Below are 17,855 nucleotides of genomic sequence, written 5' to 3'. Positions count from 1 at the left end.
CATGCAAATGATTATTTTCTTTTCCATAACATCATTTATTCCATTTTTCAAAAAAAAATAGTCCAAGCTTCTGGATAAAAACAGAAACTTGGACAGTTGATTTTATTCTTTACGATCAAACTCTTTTTCTAAAATCTCTAGGCGTTCTTCGCGGCTAATTTCTTTTTTTATTTGATGGATCATCCATGCATAACCAAAAGGATCAAGAACCATTGCCATAGCGATACCCATTTCAGGCATTTCTGTAACTGGCTGGATACTTGTACAGCCTGCATCGATCGCTTTTTGATATGTTTCAGCTATATCAGGTACAATAACATTGAACCAAATCGGCAAACTTTTTTCTTTGTCTGGCGCATACATTTGAAATTCAGGATTTTCATCCAACATATGGATACGCATCTCATAAATGCTAAAGACCACTTCATTTTGGCCTTTGACAAAGTCATTGACTTCGATTCTTTTTACGTCGAAAATCTTTTCATATAACGCTAATGCTTCTAAACTGTCTTTGACGACCATATTCATCTCGATTGCTTTCAACTTCTACCGCCTCCCGTTCTTTCTTTATTATACATTAGAAAAAACTTTTTGGTAGCGCTTATACGACATCAAAGCGAATAAAACGATCAGCCCAATTAACCAAGCACTTGCTTGAATCGTGTAGCTGGCATTTACAGAAAACGTGGCATTCAAAAGGTTTCTCGCAGTTTCAACAATAGGTGTCATCGGCTGGTATTTCGCAAAAAGTTCGATTGGTTTTGCCATTCCATCCATTGGCATCAATGCTGAACTTACAAATAACAACATGATCAAAATATATGAAAAACCACCAGCTCCTTCATAGCTTTTTGCTTTCAAAGAGAATGGGATCGCCAATAGCGTAATGGCAAAAGCAAAAAGAACAGATAATCCAAAGAATCCAAGAACCCCAAACAGCGAAGTTTTGATTTCAAAACCCATCACCAGACCAATAAGGAAAATGATTGCTTCTGCCAAAATCATAAAAAGAACAGAAGCTGTCACATGAGAGCCTAAAATCACCCAGCGCTTGATGGGCAAAGAATGCAGGCGGTTCAAGAATCCTTTTAATTTGTCATTATTGATCCGCAAAGCTGTATAGGCTGAGCCCATCGTCATCGTGATCAATAAAAATCCTGGTAATGAATAGTTCAAGTAGTCTTGTGCACTTGTTTCACTGCCGCTGACTGCAATGCTGCCGCCAAAGACATAGACGAAAAACAGCAACATGAAAACTGGGGTGCCCACAACCGTGATCAAAGTATCTGCGTTTGTGATGTTTTGTTTCATGATCCTTTTCGTCAATACGAGTAATTGTTTGAGTGATTTCATTTTTCTTCCTCTTTTCTTGTGACATCTAAAAAGATCGTTTCAAGATTTGTTTCAATCAAACCAAAACTTTCAATCGTCAGTTGATGTTCTGCCAAAACTTTCAAGACTTCTTGCGCAGAATGTTCTTCGATTTCCCAAGATTCTGTAGTTTCTTCATATAAGAGTCCTTGTTCTTTCAATAATTTCCGAGCTTTCTCTTTGTCTGCTTCTGCTACTTTCAGAGCTACGCGTTTTTCTACATTTTTCTTGATTTCTGCAGGTGTTCCATAAAGAGCGATTTTTCCGTCTTTGATAAAAGCAATGTGGTCTGAAAGACGATCTGCTTCTTCCAAATATTGTGTCGTTAAAAAAATCGTCTTGCCAGCTGCACGGATCTCTTCAATGATCGACCAGATTTCCAAGCGGTTTTTCGGATCGACTCCTGTGGTTGGTTCATCTAAAAACAGGATCTGAGGGTCACCGATCAAAGACATCGCAATATCCAGTCGTCGTTTCATCCCGCCAGAATACTCTGCTACTCGGCGTTTTAAAAAGCCTTGCATTTCTAGACGTTGGGATAACTTTTCGATTTCTGCATCACTATTTTTCAATCCGCGTAATTGCGCAACTAATTTGAGATTCTCATAGCCGCTGAACTCCTCGTCTAATGTGTTCGCTTGCGAATTTAAGCTGATCATCTCACGAATAGCTGATTGGTCAGAAGAAATCGATTGTCCCATGATTTCTGCTTCTCCCGCTGTCGGTTTGATCAAGGTTGCTAAAATATTGATGAGTGTCGTTTTTCCAGCACCGTTTTCACCTAATAAAGTAAAGACTTCTCCTTGCTGGATAGATAACGTGATACCTTTCAATACTTCTTGCTGCTGATAACTTTTTTTGATATTTTTTATTTTTACTGCTTCCATCTTTATTCACCTATCTTTTTGATTTCTTCTGTCAGACGTGTTCTGATTTTGACGATCCATAGTTCTTCTGGATATTGCGCCATGATTGCATCAGCAAATTCAACAGGGTCTTCTCCGATGATTTCTTTGACAGGAACATTTTCGATGGCACTTTCTTGAAAAAGATGCAAAACGTCTTCTAATACAACCATGAATCCGTCGCCTTTTGCAAAATTGAACATGTATTTTTCCAATGCTTCCATTGCTAAACGGTAATTTTCCGGCAAGGCATTTTTTTCTTTTTTATATTGGTTATATCTTTTTTTCGAGCCGATCAATGTTTCAAAAATATTTTTCATTTTTTATTCTCCTTTTAATTCGTTCAAACGTTCTTCAAGAAACGACCACTTTTCCCAAAACTCAGCTAAATAACGTTTTCCCTCATCATTCAATGTATAAAATTTTCTTGGTGGTCCTAATTCAGATTTTCTTTTTTCAACATTTAATAATCCTTTTTTTTCTAACCGAAGCAGTACGGTATAAACAGTTCCTTCCACAATATCTTCGAACCCTAGATCAATCAAATAACTAGTTATCTCGTATCCGTACGTTTCGCCTTTGCTGATGTGCTGCAAAACGATTCCTTCTAAGACACCTTTAAGCAGTTCCGTTAGTCCTTTCAAATGTCTCACCTCTATATTGTATTACTAAGTAGTTAACCTATTTTCCACTACTTAGTATCGCTTAGTTCCTCTATATAATATTACTAAGTAGCCAGAGTGTCAAACGTTTTGGCGAAAATCGGTCTAAAGTCTTATACTCTAAAAAAAGAATATTTTGACAAAAAAGCTGTACAAACACAAGGCTTGTACAGCTCATTTTTATTTTTTCCAAAAGTCATCGAAAATCGAGATTGGCATATGACGTTTGTGTTGTGTTTTGTTCCACCAAGCTTCGATTTTTTCTTGTGCTGAATCTGGCACTGTTTTTCCTTCTAGATAATCATCGATCTCATCATAAGTTACTCCTAAAGCAACTTCATCTGCGATCATTGGTTTTCCGTCTTCTAAATCAGCAGTCGGGATTTTTGTATAAAGCTCAGCTGGTGCGCCTAATTCTTGCAGCAGCTGTCTTCCTTGACGTTTGTTCAAACGGAATAATGGCAATAGATCTGCTCCGCCGTCTCCGTATTTTGTAAAGAATCCTGTGATATTTTCTGCGGCATGATCAGTCCCCAAAACGGCTCCGGCATTTTCACCTGCGACCGCATATTGCGTGATCATTCGTTGACGTGCTTTGACATTACCTTTATTGAAATCACTGATCACTACACCAGCTTCTTCCAATGCTTCGGCTTGTGCATCCACAGCGGGTTTGATGTTCACGCTTAAGCTGACATCCGGATTAATGAAGGCAAGTGCTTTTTTTGCATCTTCTTCGTCAGCTTGTGTACCATAAGGCAAGCGCACAGCGATAAAACGGTAAGCATCGTCGCCTGTTTCTTTTCTCATCTCTTCCATCGCTAATTGTGCGAGACGGCCAGCTAATGTAGAGTCTTGTCCGCCGCTGATACCAAGAACAAATGATTTCAAAAATGGATATTGACGCAAATAATCTTTCATAAATTCGATGCTTGTTCGGATTTCTTCTTTTGGATCAATCGTTGGCCGAACACCTAATTCTTTGATGATTTCTTGTTGTAATGTCATCTTTTCCACTCCTTACATTTCAGTATGCAATGTTGCTACTTCTCGTTTCATACGTTCCATGATCGCCATTTTGTGGTTCCAGCATTCTGTTGACAGATCGACTGGATATTTTTGAGGGTTCAAATCTCGTTTATATTCTTCCCAAAGCGAGTCTAGGTTTTGTTTTGTATATTCTTTTATTTGATCCAATGTCGGCAATTCATACACTCGTTTTCCTTCAATAAAGATATCTTGAAGAATTGGACGAGCAGAGAAATCTTCCACTGTTTTATTGATAAACGTATGAACAGGATGGAACATGAAAATAGCTTCTTCTTTTCTTGGATCTTCTTCCCAAAGTGTAACGTAATCGCCTTCTGATTTCCCATCAAAATTGCGGGTAATACGCCACACTTGTTTTTTTCCAGGGGTCGTTACTTTTTCAGCATTGCTGGAAAGTTTTATCGTATCGATCATTTCGCCATTTTCATCTTCAATCGAAACAAGTTTGAACACCGCGCCTAAAGCTGGCTGATCATAAGCAGTGATCAATTTTGTTCCTACGCCCCAAACATCGATTTTTGCTTTTTGCATTTTCAAGTTCAAAATCGTCGCTTCATCTAAATCATTTGATGCATAAATTCTTGCCTCCGTAAAACCAGCTGCATCCAACTGTTCACGTACGCGTTTTGAAATATATGCCATGTCCCCGCTATCGATACGGACACCTTGAAAATTGATTTTGCTGCCCATTTCTTTTGCTACACGGATAGCGCTTGGCACACCCGATTTCAATGTGTCATAGGTATCTACAAGAAAGACACAATCTTTGTGCGTTTTGGCATAGGCCATAAATGCGTCGTAATCATTGCCGTATGATTGGACTAATGAATGCGCATGAGTCCCGCTGGCAGGAATGCCGAAAATCTTACTTGCGCGCACATTGCTCGTTGCGTCTGCACCACCGATATAAGCAGCTCTTGTTCCCCAAATCGCTGCATCTAATTCTTGCGCACGACGGGTCCCGAATTCTAGAAGAGGATCGTCACCTATCACTGATTTGATGCGGGCTGCTTTTGTTGCAATCAATGTTTGGAAATTCACCATATTCAATAACGCTGTTTCCACAAGCTGGCATTGTGCAAGCGGTCCTTCTACTTGGATCAATGGCTCGTTATTAAAAACAAGTTCGCCTTCTCGCGCGGAACGAACAGTTGCTTTGAATTCAAAATCTTTTAAATAATCTAAAAACGCTTCTGGATAATGACCGACTTCTCTTAAATAAGCAATATCCGTCTCACTGAACGTCAAGTTTTCTAAATAATGGACAAGGCGTTCCAAGCCTGCAAAAACCGCATAACCATGGTTAAAAGGCATTTCGCGGAAATAACATTCAAATACAGCATTCAAGTCAGCTCGACCTAATTCCCAGTACGTCTGCATCATGTTGATCTGATACAAATCAGTGTGTAGCGTCAAACTGTCATCTGGGTAAATTTTATTCATCGTAATAAGTACTCCTCTTACAAGATTTCATTTTCTATATATTAACATATAATGTTTCAAAAAATCGTGTAAAAGGAGCTTATCCACTACAAAACAGGAATTTTTCACGATACTTTCATTTATTTGTAAAAAAGAGGTCGTGAACCCAGCGCTCTGCTTTGAGCATTAAGGAGAATTTTTCGAAAGTCGCTTCTCAGACTTTTGCAAAAATTTGACTTAATGCCAAGAAGCAGCTGAGTGAACACCGTTTATGGGAGAGGTTGTGAAAGAACCGCTCAACTCCGAGCGTTAAAGAGTAAATACGCAAAATAGCTCCCTATATTTTGTGTATTTTCGAGTTAATGCCGAGGGAGTTGGTTCTTGAACACCGTTTAGGAAGAGGTTGTGAAAATGATGTTCTGCTTCAAGAATTAAGAATGACAAATTAGAAATAGCTTCTCATATTTTTAATTTGTCAGACTTAATTCCGCAGAAGCAATCATTTGAATACCGTTTATAAAGAGGTCGTGAGCAAAGTGCTATGGCCCGAGCATTAAGACTCTTTTATCCGAGAAAATGGCTTTCCACATTTTTTCGGGTAAAAACTTAATGCCGAGGGACAGCTTTGTGAACACCGTTTAGTTAGAGGTCGTGAGCAAGCGTTTTGACTTGAGCATTAAAGAAGAAATCTGTGAAACAGCTTTTCATGTTTTGCAGATTTTGGATTACTGCTGCAGAATCTATAAACAAGCTATTCATTCCTAAACAACAAAAAAGATCCACAAAACAGCTTCTTCTGTTTTGCGGATCTTTATATTACACTGGAAAGTTAACGACCAAAATCTTTTTCCCAAAATTCGCTGCTTTACGCTTTTTTTCGGTAGCGAGCTGTGGTCCAAAAGACAAAAATCAAAAGTACTGCCCCTAAAAAACCACAGGTGATAAAAAAGTCTTGATTGCTTAATTGATTATGGATTGCATCCCTAATCGCTTCTGTCACCCAAGTAAATGGCGAATATTTGGCAATCATCTGCAAAAATTCCGGCATGGTTTCTGTATCCACAAATGCACTGCTTAGATAAGGCAGAAAAACCAGTACAAATGAGAAAGCACTCGCTGCATCTGGACTAGCGCTCAAACCAATAAGGAAGCCTATCCAGCTGATCAATGCCGTTAACAAAAGCAAGATCACTGCAAATTGAACAAAACTAATACCAGAAAAATTACTTCTGAAACCTAAAAGATAAGCCGTAGTCAATAAAACCGTCAACGAACAGAAAACTTTAAAAATCGTCATATTCATCTCGCCGTATAAAACAGCCGTTTGATTGATAGCCATCGTTTTAAAACGTTTCAAGATCCCTTTTTCTCTGGAATTTGCCAACGAAACAGCGGTAGTCGAAGCTACTTGCCCCACACCCATCACAATAATACCCGGAACGATATATTGAATATACTGCCCAGTATGATCGATTGCTCCGCCAAAAATAAAAACAAATGCAAGCAAGATTAATATAGGTAAAGCTAACGCAGTTATGATTGCGTCCACACTTCTGAATCCTAATTTCCAACTACGATAAGTCATTGCTTTGATATCGTTCAAATAATACATCGTTTCACGCTCCTTTTTTTATTACGTCTAGATAAACATCTTCCAAGCGAGGCTCTTTTACAAACAGATCCTCTAACTGAACTTGCTTTTCAGCTAAAACAGCAAAAACATGGTGGAGATCTCGGCTTTTATCTGCCGTTTGGAACGAAAGAAGCTGCTTTTCTTTGTCATAACTGCCTTTTGTTACTTGCAGCAGTTCAAAAACAGTCTCTTCTGTAATTGTTTCAAAAAGAAGTTCTACAGTTTGCTGTTCGTAACTATTTTTCAAACGTTGAACTGTTCCTTTTTCAATGATTGAACCATTATTCATTATAATGACAAAATCAGCTAAATACTCTGCTTCTTCCAGATATTGGGTCGTCAAAAAGATCGTCATTTTCTCTTCTTTTGCGATTTTTTTGATCATTTGCCATAATTTGATGCGATTTTGGGGATCGATTCCTGTCGTAGGTTCATCTAAGAACAAGATTTTAGGACTACTCAATAAACTCGCTGCAATATCTAATCGACGTTTCATCCCGCCAGAATATTCCTTCACCAGCTTGTTTGCTGCATTTTCTAAATCAAACTCTTTCAAAAGTTCAGCTATTCTTGACTTCAATTTTTTCGGTTCAATATGGTTTAATTTACCTAGTAAAGACAAGTTTTCATAACCTGTCAGTTCTTCTTCCAATGAAGCGAACTGCCCTGTCACACTGATTTCCTTCCGAATAGCCTCACTCTCCTGCATCAAATCATGCCCGTTGATGAGTACTTGCCCTGAGGTTGGTTTGATCAACGTATTGAGCATATTGATCGTCGTTGTTTTTCCTGCTCCATTTGACCCTAACATACTGAAGATCTCTCCTTCAAAAACATTGAAAGAGACATCTTTGACCGCTGCTTGCTTTTTGTATTTTTTGCTTAGATTCTTTACTTCGATTATTATTTTTCTCATCTTTTTTCTCTCCTTATTTGATTAAGAATCCTAATATCATCTCTATATCTGGAAAAATATATTCTTCTTCAAAAACCAGTTTGACCATCCCGATTCCTTGATAGGTAGCAATATAATGCATCGCTAGTTCAAGCGGATTTCCTTCTTTAAATTGTCCTCGTTTTTGACCTTCTTCAATAACTTCAGCGAGTTTCGCAATAAACCGTTTGTCTTCTTCCAACAAATTATTAATGACCGCTGTCTCATCTTTAGAAAAGAGAGATTGAACCACTAATAACAATAGATCTTTTGTCTCCTCCTCTTCTTTCAAACCTAAAAGCATGATTTCTGCTAACTCTTTTACTAAATCGATTGGTTCTTTTTCTTGCTGTAAAAATCGGCCTACTTCGCCAATACCGCTTGTTGCTTCTTCAACGATTTCAGCAAACAATTCACTTTTGGAAGAAAAATAGCGATAAGCCAAGCCATTGCTGACTCCTGCTGCTTTCGCAATATCTGCCATCGTCGTTTTTTCATAACTTTTTTGGATAAATAACTTGGTTGCTACTGCTTTGATTTTATTTCTTGTTTCTTCTCGCATTGCCTTGAAACGTTCTTCTCTCGTTGCCATCTTTTTCCCTCCATTTTTGTTTCTAAAAAAGATGAATGAACATATATTCATCATAAAAGATAAAAATTACGCTGTCAATATCCAACAAGAATATTTTATATAGTTCGTTTTTAAACCAAAATAAACTTATTTTATTTTTTATTTTTCGTATTTTATTGATTAAAAGAACTTTTTTTGTTATGATCGTTCAGTAATCAATCATAGTGAGGTGTTTAGCGTGACTGCAATAGTAGTAATTGGCACACAATGGGGCGACGAAGGAAAAGGAAAAATCACGGACTTTTTGAGTAAAGACGCAGATATTATTGCTCGTTATCAAGGTGGAGACAATGCTGGTCATACAATCCAGTTAGGAGAAAGAAACTTCAAGCTGCGGCTTGTTCCATCAGGTATTTTCTACCCTTCTAAATTAAGCATTATCGGAAATGGTGTGGTAGTAAATCCTAAATCTTTGATCAAGGAACTTGAATATTTAAAAAACAACGGTATTTCGACAGATAATCTTCGTATTTCTGATCGCGCACACGTTGTCTTACCTTATCATATCGAATTGGATCGTCTGCAAGAAGAAGCAAAAGGAAATAAAAAAATCGGTACGACGATCAATGGTATCGGTCCTGCTTATATCGACAAAGCTAGTCGTATAGGTATTCGAATGAATGAGTTGTTGGATAAAGATGTCTTTAAAGAACGCTTAATTGATAATTTAAAAGAAAAGAATCAACTATTTACAAAAATCTATAATCAGCCTGCAATGGATGCAGAAACGCTTTTTGAAGAATATTACGCATATGGCCAGCAGCTAAAACAATACGTCACCGATACATCTGTTCTCTTAAACCAAGCCTTAGATAGTAATAAAAAAGTCTTGTTTGAAGGTGCCCAAGCAGTCATGCTTGATATCGATCATGGTACTTATCCTTATGTGACTTCTTCTAATGCTTCTGCTGGCGGCGTTGCAAGTGGTAGCGGAATCGGACCATCTCGAATAGATAAAGTCGTCGGTGTCTGCAAAGCCTATACTTCCCGCGTTGGCGAAGGTCCTTTCCCAAGCGAATTAACCGACAAAATCGGCGACCATATCCGTGAAGTCGCTCATGAATATGGGACAAATACTGGACGTCCGCGCCGAATCGGCTGGTTTGATGCTGTAGCTATCAGACATTCAAAACGTGTCTCTGAAATTACCGAGTTATCGTTAAATTCTATTGATGTACTCAGCGGGTTAGAAACAGTGAAAATTTGTACTGCTTATGAATTAGATGGCAAAAAAATCGAACACTATCCTGCTAGTTTGAAAGATTTAAGCCGCTGCACCCCTATTTATGAAGAGCTTCCTGGTTGGTCTGAAGATATTACTGAATGTCAGACATTTAAAGAACTCCCTAAAAATGCCCAACACTATGTTGAACGAATCGCCCAACTAGCTGGTGTTGAAATCGCGACTTTTTCAGTTGGACCAGAACGAGAAAAAACAGCTTTTATGAAACCAATCTGGGAATAACAACATTATATAAATATAAAAAAAACGCCGCCGAAAATGATTCGGCGGCGCTTTTGTTCTATGGATGATCTTTAAGTCGCCCTGCTGATTTGCTGTTGGATAAACTCTACTGTCTGCTGATAACAAGTTTCAGCTTCCTGTGTCGTATAATCAAATTGATATTCATGGGTAATGACTTTATTCTCTCCATCATAAAAGAGTGTCTGTACAGGAACATTCAGCTGTTTTAATTTATCTGCAAAAGCAATTCCCTGCTTCTGGAATGAAAAAGCATTCCCGTCTGTGATATAGGTAGGCGGAAAATCTTTCGTTACATGATCAACTAAACTAGCTTCCAGCAGCTGCGGACTGTTTTTCCAGTCTTTTTCTCCAATCAGTGACCATGCGACTGTTTTTACAAAAAATTTCAAAAATCGGTCATCTGAATGTTCGTTCGCTGTCTGCTTTAAGTCTACTGGACCGCAATAGGAAATCGTTCCTATAATATGCTGCGGTTTTACCACTTGATCCATTTTCATCTGTTTCGCATACTCAGAATTTGTTTGGATGGCTGCATACTGTAACGCGATTTGAGACCCAGCGCTGTCTCCGCCAAAAAATACATGGTCGAAATCCAACATTGGATACTTGCTTTTCTGTTTACTCAAATAACGATACATTTCATCCACTTGTTTTACTTGACCAGGATATTCTAAATCTGGTGCTAATTCGTAGTTCACAGAAACAACCGCAACTTTCGCCTGAGAAGTGATCCTCAACGCAAATTCTTCCATCCCTGATTTGTCTCCAGCCACGTAACCGCCGCCATGCACCCAAAAAATCACTGGCAATTTTTCTTCCGTACCTTTTGGATAATAGATATCTAACTGGTTCTTTTTATATTCTGATTTATATGCGATATCGCTGATTTTTGTCACTTTCTCTTTATTTTCGTTATAGCTTTTTACCTCTGTCACTTTATCTTGTTCCTCAAAAGCTTTTTTGATAACGAAAACACCTGGTCTCGGTGATACTTCGAAAGCAATGAAGATACATAAAGCGATACCTAACAAAACACCTATTATCCAAGAAATTATTTTTAAAAACTTTTTCAAACTGTCCGCTCCGTTCCTCTTGATTGATCCGTTCGTATTATAACAAAAAAACAAGCATTTGTTTGTCAAATTTCTTTATAATTTCTCTGTATTTTGATAAATAATAGGATTTTGAAAGAAACAGTTCTTATTTGATAAAAAACTTTACCGATTTCTTTAAAGAAATAGATCAGCTTTCTGATTCTTTTTCTTTCGCGATGATCACGATATCTTTATTTGGGCGTGTAAATTGGATACCAAGTCGCTCCATTTGTTGTTTTACCCCGACATGGACTTCCGCTTCTTCACGTGTACTTTTCAAAATACGGCGAATCGCATAATCGATTTCTTGTTTGGTGATTTTCTTTTTCGAATTGATCATGATCAGTTCTTCTTTATCATAGGTATCTGCATAAAGGATTTGCGTACGATCTAAAGCGTAAAATTTGTAGTATTTGATGTTGGCATCACCTAAGAAAAAATCCACGACTTTCGGATAGAAAGTTTTAATGGTAAGGTTTGTATTGATTGGTGTTTCGACTAATTTCATAAAATCCCTCTTTTCATTTGATTCAGTTCTTTTGAAACGGCTCCTTGCATCATTGACAAGAAAAAGTCTCACAGGTTTTTGAAACAAAACATTTAAATATTCCTCCGCCTTTAGAAAGCAATCGTTTTCATAAAGTGGTTTTTAAATTATTTCCATTCAAAATGTTACCTTTTCTTGTCACTAACACTTATTTTTTCAACACCGTTTCTATTTGAAAAAATAGTTTCCGTCTATTTTTTCTTTCGTTCGTTATAATTATATTATAACATAAAATTAATAGTGTTTTTATTTATTTTATCCTTGACCTTTCCGTTACGTCAAGGGTTATCCTTAATGATGTCAGGAGGTTAAAAAATGGAATATACGATCAAAAAGATGACACAATTATCGGGTGTTAGTGCACGAACATTACGATTTTACGATGAAATCGGACTTCTCAGACCAGCAAGAATCAATTCTTCCGGATACCGCATCTATGGAGAAAATGAGATCGACCGCCTGCAGCAGATTTTGTTTTATCGTTCGCTAGACTTTAAATTAGAAACGATTCGTGAACTGTTAGATAACAAAGAATTCGACAAGATCCAATCGTTTGAAGAGCAAAAACAACTGCTGCTGAAAAAAAGAGAACAGTTAGATGCCCTCTTGACGAATATCCAACATACGATTGACCATCACAAAGGAGAGAGAAACATGAGCAGCGAAGAAAAATTCGAAGCATTCAAGAAACAAAAGTTACAAGAAAATGAAGAGAAATATGGACAAGAAATCCGTGAAAAATACGGCAAAGAAACAGTCGAAGCCTCTAATAAAAAATGGGGAGCAATGAGTGAAGAAGATTTCCAAGAAATGCAGCAGACAGAACAAGAACTCTTTGTAAAACTTTCTGGCTATCTAAAAGAACCAGACATCGAAAGCAATTTGGCGAAAGAGATCTTTCAATTACACAAAAAATGGTTATCTTTCAGTTGGGGTTCTTACGCGCCTGAAGCTCATAAAGGGCTAGGAGAAATGTATGTGGCAGATGAACGCTTTGCTTCTTATTACAATGACCGTATTGGCAACGGTGCTGCGGATGCATTGAACAAGATTATTAATCGTTATGCTATGTAGAAGATTGACCAATTGACTGTTTTAGTAAACTAATTGATTTATTTTCAAGTAAACTTTTTTGAACATCAGAAAAAAGAATATCCGAACGATTTTTTGGTTAAAATCCCTTGCCTTATTTATGACAAGGAATTGCTAAAATGCAGAAGCAAACCAATTATCGTTCGGATATTTTTAGTTAGGGGAGACCTTTTCTATTCTGGTTCTCCTAAATTCGGATCGATTTTATTAGCAGCTAAGATAAACGGTGCCCAAATCACTGCTGCGACAGCTAGATTGACGAGTGTCAGAACAATTGCCCGCCAATCGCCCGCAGTCGCTAAAAATCCGCTGATGATCGTCGGCATTACCCAAATAACATTCACAACTACCGGGTCCACTAATCCGCCAACGGTAGCAAAATAAGCAATTGTTGCCGTAGCCAGAGGAGCCAGGATAAAGGGGATCATCAATACTGGGTTCAATACGACTGGCAAACCAAACATAACAGGTTCATTGATATTGAAAATTCCAGGAGCAGCGCCTAATTTCCCGACCAATTTATAATCAGCCCGTTTCGAAAGAACCAAGATCATAATGATCAATACAAGCGTGACTCCCGCTCCGCCAGGCCAAACAAATGCTTCAAACGAACCAGCGACCCATTTGAACGGGATCTTATCGCCATTTTGAAACGCATTGGTATTTTCGACCATCGCAGTGCCATATAAAGTCTGTAAAACTGGAGACATGATATTGGTACCATGCAAACCGAAGAACCAGAGAACGTGAACGAGCAGAACAATGATAAAGACAGCTCCATACCCTTGAGACAGTTGCATCAATGGCGCTTGGATCGCTTCAGAAATCCAGTCGATCAATGGTACGCCAGCTGCTTCTCTAAATAAGTAATGGATGACACCCACTGTGTAAAGAGCAACAGCTGCTGGTATGATAGCGGCAAACGCTTTTGAGACCGCAGGCGGAACAGAATCAGGCATCCGAATAATAATATTTTTTCGGATCAAAAAAGAGAAAATGAGAACAGAGATAAAACCAAAAATCATGGCAGTAAAGAGACCTGACCCGCCCATATAACGGCCAAAGTTGAAATACCCCCATGCACCTAATGTCAGTGTCTGACCCCCATCAGCACTTTCCAAAACACCTCCCGCTGCGGTAATCATGTCCGCCGCTTCTTGCGATAACGCTGCTGGCAATGACAAAACAGCCGAAGCACTATCTGGCAATCCAATAATAAAGGCAACTAGCGATACAATACTTCCAGATACTGGGTCTACTTCATAAGCTTTCGCCAAATTTGCACCTAAAGATAACGCAAAAACGACCGCCATCACAGCAAGTGTTCCATTCCAAATCAGCCCATTGACGCCAATAACCGGTCGAAAAAAAGCAGTAATAGCATTTTCCGGCCCCAAATATGTATTTGGGAAATCACGCATAAATGCATTCAGCAACACAGCGACCGCACCAGCCATTGTTGCTGGCATCGTACCAATAAACGCATCTCTCAAAGCGACTAAGTGTTTCTCAGAACCAACCTTTGTAGCGACAGGCAAAATATACTTTTCCATCCAACTCATCAAACCATTCATCCAAACCTTCCTCCTGTTTTTTTATTTTTTCTTCCTCACCTTCTAGAAAGCGCATACATTATAATGTTAAGGAAATCTTAACATAAAAAATTGGAACTTACTATCTCATTTTTTTATTATTTATCCATTTTTTGATTCATTTCCTATTGGTCTATCTAACATTAAACGAACAATATTGTCACTATCTTCTGGAAGAGTTCTATTGTATCATTACGGAAAAGGAGGGATTTACTTGCCATTTTTTGCTATTATTATCGATCTTTTGACTATGGGTGCTTACTTTATGCAGGTCCATAATCCTGCTCTAAGATATATTGGTCTTATTTTTCAAGGCGTAATGGTCATCCTGCTGCTTTTGCTTGTTTTCATCTATCGCGGCAAAAAATTCACGAATTTTCGACCAAAAGGCTATCCATATTTTACAATAAGATATGCCATTATCGTCTTTTCTTTTTTGATCAACGGTGCGGTTTTGTTTCTATATATCTTGAATTATTTAGACATCAATTCGGTTGTTTTTTCAACGATTTAAACGTAAATAAAAAAGACTCGTCTCGATTCTGAGACGAGTCTTTTTGTTTAAAGGGATGATTTTACATCATTCCGCCCATCATTGATGGATCCATTCCTGGTGCTGCTGGTGCTTGTGGTTCTGGTTTGTCTGCTACAACTGCTTCTGTTGTTAATAATAATGCAGATACAGAAGCTGCATTTTGCAATGCTGAACGAGTTACTTTTGTTGGGTCAACGATTCCTGCTTCAACCATGTTTACCCATTCGCCAGTTGCAGCGTTAAATCCTGTTCCAAGTTCGACATTTTTTAGTTTGTCGACGATTACTGAACCTTCATAACCAGCATTTTCAGCGATTTGACGGATTGGTTCTTCTAATGAACGAACAACGATTTTCACACCTGTTGCTACGTCGCCTTCAGCTTCTACTGAAGAAACTTTTTCAATCACGTTGACCAAAGCAGTTCCCCCACCTGATACCATACCTTCTTCAACCGCTGCACGAGTCGCATTCAATGCGTCTTCGATACGTAGTTTTAATTCTTTCAATTCTGTTTCAGTTGCAGCACCGACTTTTACCACTGCGACACCGCCGGCTAATTTAGCTAAGCGTTCTTGCAGTTTTTCACGGTCAAAGTCTGAAGTAGTGTCAGCGATTTGGTTTTTGATCAATTGGACACGTGCTTCGATCGCTGTTTTGTCGCCTGAACCTTCAACGATTGTTGTGTTATCTTTGTCAACAACGACTTTTGATGCGTTACCTAAGTTGTCGATGGTTGCATCTTTCAAATCTAATCCTAGGTCTTCTGTAATCACTGTTCCGCCTGTCAAGATTGCGATATCTTCCAGCATTGCTTTGCGGCGATCGCCGAATCCTGGAGCTTTAACAGCTACTACATTGAATGTTCCGCGGATTTTATTCAAGACTAATGTTGGTAATGCTTCACCGTCTACGTCGTCTGCAATGATTAGCAATGGACGAGATTGTTGTAAGATTTGTTCCAACAATGGCAAGATATCTTGAATGTTAGAGATTTTTTTATCAGTGATCAAAATGTATGGATTTTCTAAAACAGCTTCCATTTTGTCGTTATCTGTAACCATGTATTGTGACAAGTAGCCGCGATCAAATTGCATACCTTCTACAACGTCTAATTCTGTTTCGATCCCTTTTGATTCTTCGATTGTGATAACACCGTCGTTGCCGACTTTTTCCATTGCATCAGCAATCAAGTGACCTACTTTGTCAGAACCTGAAGAAACAGCTGCAACTTGTGCGATAGCTTCTTTTGAATCTACAACTGTAGAGATATTGTGCAATTCTTCAACTGCTGCTTTTGTTGCTAATTCGATTCCGCGGCGAATGCCTAATGGGTTTGCGCCGGCAGTTACGTTTTTCAAGCCTTCACGAACGATTGCTTGTGTTAGAACTGTTGCTGTTGTTGTTCCGTCACCTGCGATATCATTTGTTTTTGATGCAACTTCAGAAACAAGTTTTGCACCCATATTTTCGAAATGATCTTCTAATTCGATTTCTTTTGCGATAGTTACACCGTCATTTGTGATCAAAGGAGAACCGTATGATTTTTCTAAAACAACGTTACGTCCTTTTGGTCCTAATGTTACTTTTACTGTATCTGCTAATTTATCTACTCCGCGAAGCATTGCAGCGCGTGCGTCTTCTGCAAATTTCAATTCTTTTGCCATGTTCCATTCACCTCATCATAAATTTTTTAGTATTTATTCAACAATTGCCATAATGTCTTTTCCAGACACGATCAAATATTCTTTTCCATCAAATTTTACTTCTGTACCGGCGTATTTCTCAAACATTACTGTGTCGCCTTCTTTAACAGCGGCAGGAACTTTTTCTCCGTTTTCTAACAAACGACCTTCGCCTACCGCAATGATAGTACCAGTTTGTGGTTTTTCTTTAGCAGTTGAAGCTAAAACGATACCACCTACACTTTTTTCTTCTTCTTTTGCGACTTCAATAATGACGCGGTCTCCTAATGGTTTTAACACGATAAATCCCTCCGTTAACTCTAGTTTTTATCTATTAGCACTCTCTAACCAAGAGTGCTAACCTACGTTTCTAATAATACTCATTCTCTCTATTTTTTGCAAGCTTTTCGTTCAAAGATTTTCTATTTTAGGCAAAGTGCTGGGGGTAAACAATTATGCTATACTATTTAATAAGTAAGGAGGAATTTTATGTCACTGAAAAAATACAGTTTTTGGAGTATTTTCTGCTATGGACTTGTGTTTGTTTCCCCTTTGATCCTAGGCTATCTAGGACTGGTCCATTCAGCAGCTGATTTGATTACTGCTACCACATTGACTTACAGTCTAGGTGCAGTTGTGTTACTTGTTTTTTACTTTATGCAAAAAGAACCTTTGAAGATAGAGTCAGAAGTTAAAAAAGCTTCTGTTTGGAAAATCATTCTTTTCGGTTTGTTAGGGATCTTCGCTGCATTGATTTTACAGAATATCGCAATCATGTTGGAAGTTTGGCTGTTCGGAGAGACCGCTCCATCACAAAATACGCAAGATATCATCAAAATGATTTTAACTTCACCAGCGTTTATTTTAGCGACGACGATTGCTGGCCCAATCATGGAGGAATTGGTTTTCCGCCGCAGTATTTTGGGAATCGTTGCTCGTTATTCTAATTTCTGGGTTGGTTTGATCATCAGTTCGCTTCTTTTCGCTGTCGCACACAATGATGGTCATTTGCTTCTTTACTTCTTTTTAGGTGCGTTCTTTAGTCTCTTATATAAATCAACTGGCAGAATCTGGACTTCGATGATTACCCACGTCGGCATGAATAGTTTGGTCGTTCTTGTCCAACTGGCTCTTCACTATGGTTGGATAAATGTGTGATTTTTAATTCAAAGAGCCTTTCATAAAAAACACCGCCATCTCTTCAGTTTGATTGTGAA

Annotated in this window: 19 protein-coding genes; 4 read left to right on the top strand and 15 right to left on the bottom strand. The window is 38.3% G+C overall.

What is annotated here, in order from left to right:
- Positions 1–102: 102 nt before the first annotated feature.
- From IGI64_RS02230 to IGI64_RS02185, 10 genes are all read right to left on the bottom strand, one after another.
- Positions 103–543 carry a VOC family protein gene (locus IGI64_RS02230; RefSeq protein ID WP_429939350.1) on the bottom strand — a complete coding sequence of 147 codons (441 nt, stop codon included), beginning with the start codon at positions 541–543 and terminating at the stop codon, positions 103–105.
- A gap of 27 nt (positions 544–570) precedes the next feature.
- Positions 571–1,353, bottom strand: coding sequence for an ABC transporter permease (locus tag IGI64_RS02225; protein WP_429939349.1), 783 nt, complete (start codon positions 1,351–1,353; stop codon positions 571–573).
- Positions 1,350–2,258 carry an ATP-binding cassette domain-containing protein gene (locus IGI64_RS02220; protein ID WP_429939348.1) on the bottom strand — a complete coding sequence of 303 codons (909 nt, stop codon included), beginning with the start codon at positions 2,256–2,258 and terminating at the stop codon, positions 1,350–1,352. Before IGI64_RS02220 ends, IGI64_RS02225 begins: the two co-directional genes overlap by 4 nt.
- A 2-nt stretch (positions 2,259–2,260) precedes the next feature.
- Positions 2,261–2,596 (bottom strand): DUF1048 domain-containing protein, encoded by a 336-nt coding sequence (locus IGI64_RS02215; protein ID WP_016623969.1) that lies wholly within the window; start codon positions 2,594–2,596, stop codon positions 2,261–2,263.
- Positions 2,597–2,599: 3 nt separating this feature from the next.
- Positions 2,600–2,920 (bottom strand): PadR family transcriptional regulator, encoded by a 321-nt coding sequence (locus IGI64_RS02210; RefSeq protein ID WP_034861932.1) that lies wholly within the window; start codon positions 2,918–2,920, stop codon positions 2,600–2,602.
- A gap of 198 nt (positions 2,921–3,118) precedes the next feature.
- Positions 3,119–3,946 carry an ammonia-dependent NAD(+) synthetase gene (gene nadE / locus IGI64_RS02205; protein WP_429939347.1) on the bottom strand — a complete coding sequence of 276 codons (828 nt, stop codon included), beginning with the start codon at positions 3,944–3,946 and terminating at the stop codon, positions 3,119–3,121.
- Between the two features lie 12 nt (positions 3,947–3,958).
- Positions 3,959–5,431, bottom strand: coding sequence for a nicotinate phosphoribosyltransferase (locus IGI64_RS02200; protein WP_016623966.1), 1,473 nt, complete (start codon positions 5,429–5,431; stop codon positions 3,959–3,961).
- Between the two features lie 844 nt (positions 5,432–6,275).
- A complete protein-coding gene (locus tag IGI64_RS02195) occupies positions 6,276–7,022 on the bottom strand; it encodes an ABC transporter permease (protein ID WP_429939346.1) in 747 nt (248 codons plus the stop codon).
- A 4-nt stretch (positions 7,023–7,026) separates the two neighbouring features.
- Positions 7,027–7,959, bottom strand: a complete 933-nt coding sequence (locus IGI64_RS02190; RefSeq protein WP_429939345.1) for an ABC transporter ATP-binding protein — start codon at positions 7,957–7,959, stop codon at positions 7,027–7,029.
- 13 nt (positions 7,960–7,972) lie between these two features.
- Positions 7,973–8,569 carry a TetR/AcrR family transcriptional regulator gene (locus IGI64_RS02185; RefSeq protein ID WP_429939344.1) on the bottom strand — a complete coding sequence of 199 codons (597 nt, stop codon included), beginning with the start codon at positions 8,567–8,569 and terminating at the stop codon, positions 7,973–7,975.
- 217 nt (positions 8,570–8,786) lie between these two features.
- On the opposite strand from IGI64_RS02185, the gene IGI64_RS02180 reads away from it, so the two are divergent.
- A complete protein-coding gene (locus tag IGI64_RS02180; RefSeq protein WP_429939343.1) occupies positions 8,787–10,073 on the top strand; it encodes an adenylosuccinate synthase in 1,287 nt (428 codons plus the stop codon).
- A gap of 71 nt (positions 10,074–10,144) precedes the next feature.
- On the opposite strand, the gene IGI64_RS02175 is transcribed toward IGI64_RS02180, so the two are convergent.
- Together IGI64_RS02175 and IGI64_RS02170 are read right to left on the bottom strand one after the other, a co-directional pair.
- Positions 10,145–11,167, bottom strand: coding sequence for an alpha/beta hydrolase (locus IGI64_RS02175; protein ID WP_429939342.1), 1,023 nt, complete (start codon positions 11,165–11,167; stop codon positions 10,145–10,147).
- Positions 11,168–11,336: 169 nt separating this feature from the next.
- The gene (locus IGI64_RS02170; RefSeq protein WP_034861923.1) at positions 11,337–11,696 is read right to left on the bottom strand and encodes a DUF1827 family protein; all 360 of its coding nucleotides are present in this window, start codon (positions 11,694–11,696) and stop codon (positions 11,337–11,339) included.
- A 354-nt stretch (positions 11,697–12,050) separates the two neighbouring features.
- Here IGI64_RS02170 and IGI64_RS02165 point away from each other — a divergent pair, with 354 nt between their 5' ends.
- Complete coding sequence (locus IGI64_RS02165; protein WP_429939341.1) at positions 12,051–12,809, top strand: MerR family transcriptional regulator; 759 nt, start codon at positions 12,051–12,053, stop codon at positions 12,807–12,809.
- Between the two features lie 191 nt (positions 12,810–13,000).
- Here IGI64_RS02165 and IGI64_RS02160 read toward each other — a convergent pair whose 3' ends face one another.
- Positions 13,001–14,401, bottom strand: coding sequence for a PTS sugar transporter subunit IIC (locus IGI64_RS02160; protein WP_429939340.1), 1,401 nt, complete (start codon positions 14,399–14,401; stop codon positions 13,001–13,003).
- Positions 14,402–14,633: 232 nt separating this feature from the next.
- Between IGI64_RS02160 and IGI64_RS02155 the strand changes: the two genes are divergently transcribed.
- Positions 14,634–14,933, top strand: coding sequence for a hypothetical protein (locus tag IGI64_RS02155; protein ID WP_034861920.1), 300 nt, complete (start codon positions 14,634–14,636; stop codon positions 14,931–14,933).
- 61 nt (positions 14,934–14,994) lie between these two features.
- Here the strand turns inward: IGI64_RS02155 and groL are convergent, their stop codons facing one another.
- Together groL and groES are read right to left on the bottom strand one after the other, a co-directional pair.
- The gene (groL, locus tag IGI64_RS02150; RefSeq protein WP_016623955.1) at positions 14,995–16,620 is read right to left on the bottom strand and encodes a chaperonin GroEL; all 1,626 of its coding nucleotides are present in this window, start codon (positions 16,618–16,620) and stop codon (positions 14,995–14,997) included.
- A 33-nt stretch (positions 16,621–16,653) separates the two neighbouring features.
- Positions 16,654–16,938: a co-chaperone GroES gene (groES, locus tag IGI64_RS02145; protein ID WP_016623954.1), complete on the bottom strand. Its 285-nt coding sequence runs from the start codon at positions 16,936–16,938 to the stop codon at positions 16,654–16,656.
- 189 nt (positions 16,939–17,127) lie between these two features.
- On the opposite strand from groES, the gene IGI64_RS02140 reads away from it, so the two are divergent.
- Positions 17,128–17,796 (top strand): CPBP family intramembrane glutamic endopeptidase, encoded by a 669-nt coding sequence (locus IGI64_RS02140; RefSeq protein WP_016623953.1) that lies wholly within the window; start codon positions 17,128–17,130, stop codon positions 17,794–17,796.
- The last annotated feature ends 59 nt before the right edge of the window (positions 17,797–17,855 follow it).

Source organism: Enterococcus sp. DIV0210g (genome assembly GCF_050559705.1).
GTDB lineage: Bacteria > Bacillota > Bacilli > Lactobacillales > Enterococcaceae > Enterococcus_B > Enterococcus_B faecalis_A.
Note: the sequence above shows the minus strand (reverse complement) of the source record. Positions and strands in the feature narration are given on the sequence as shown.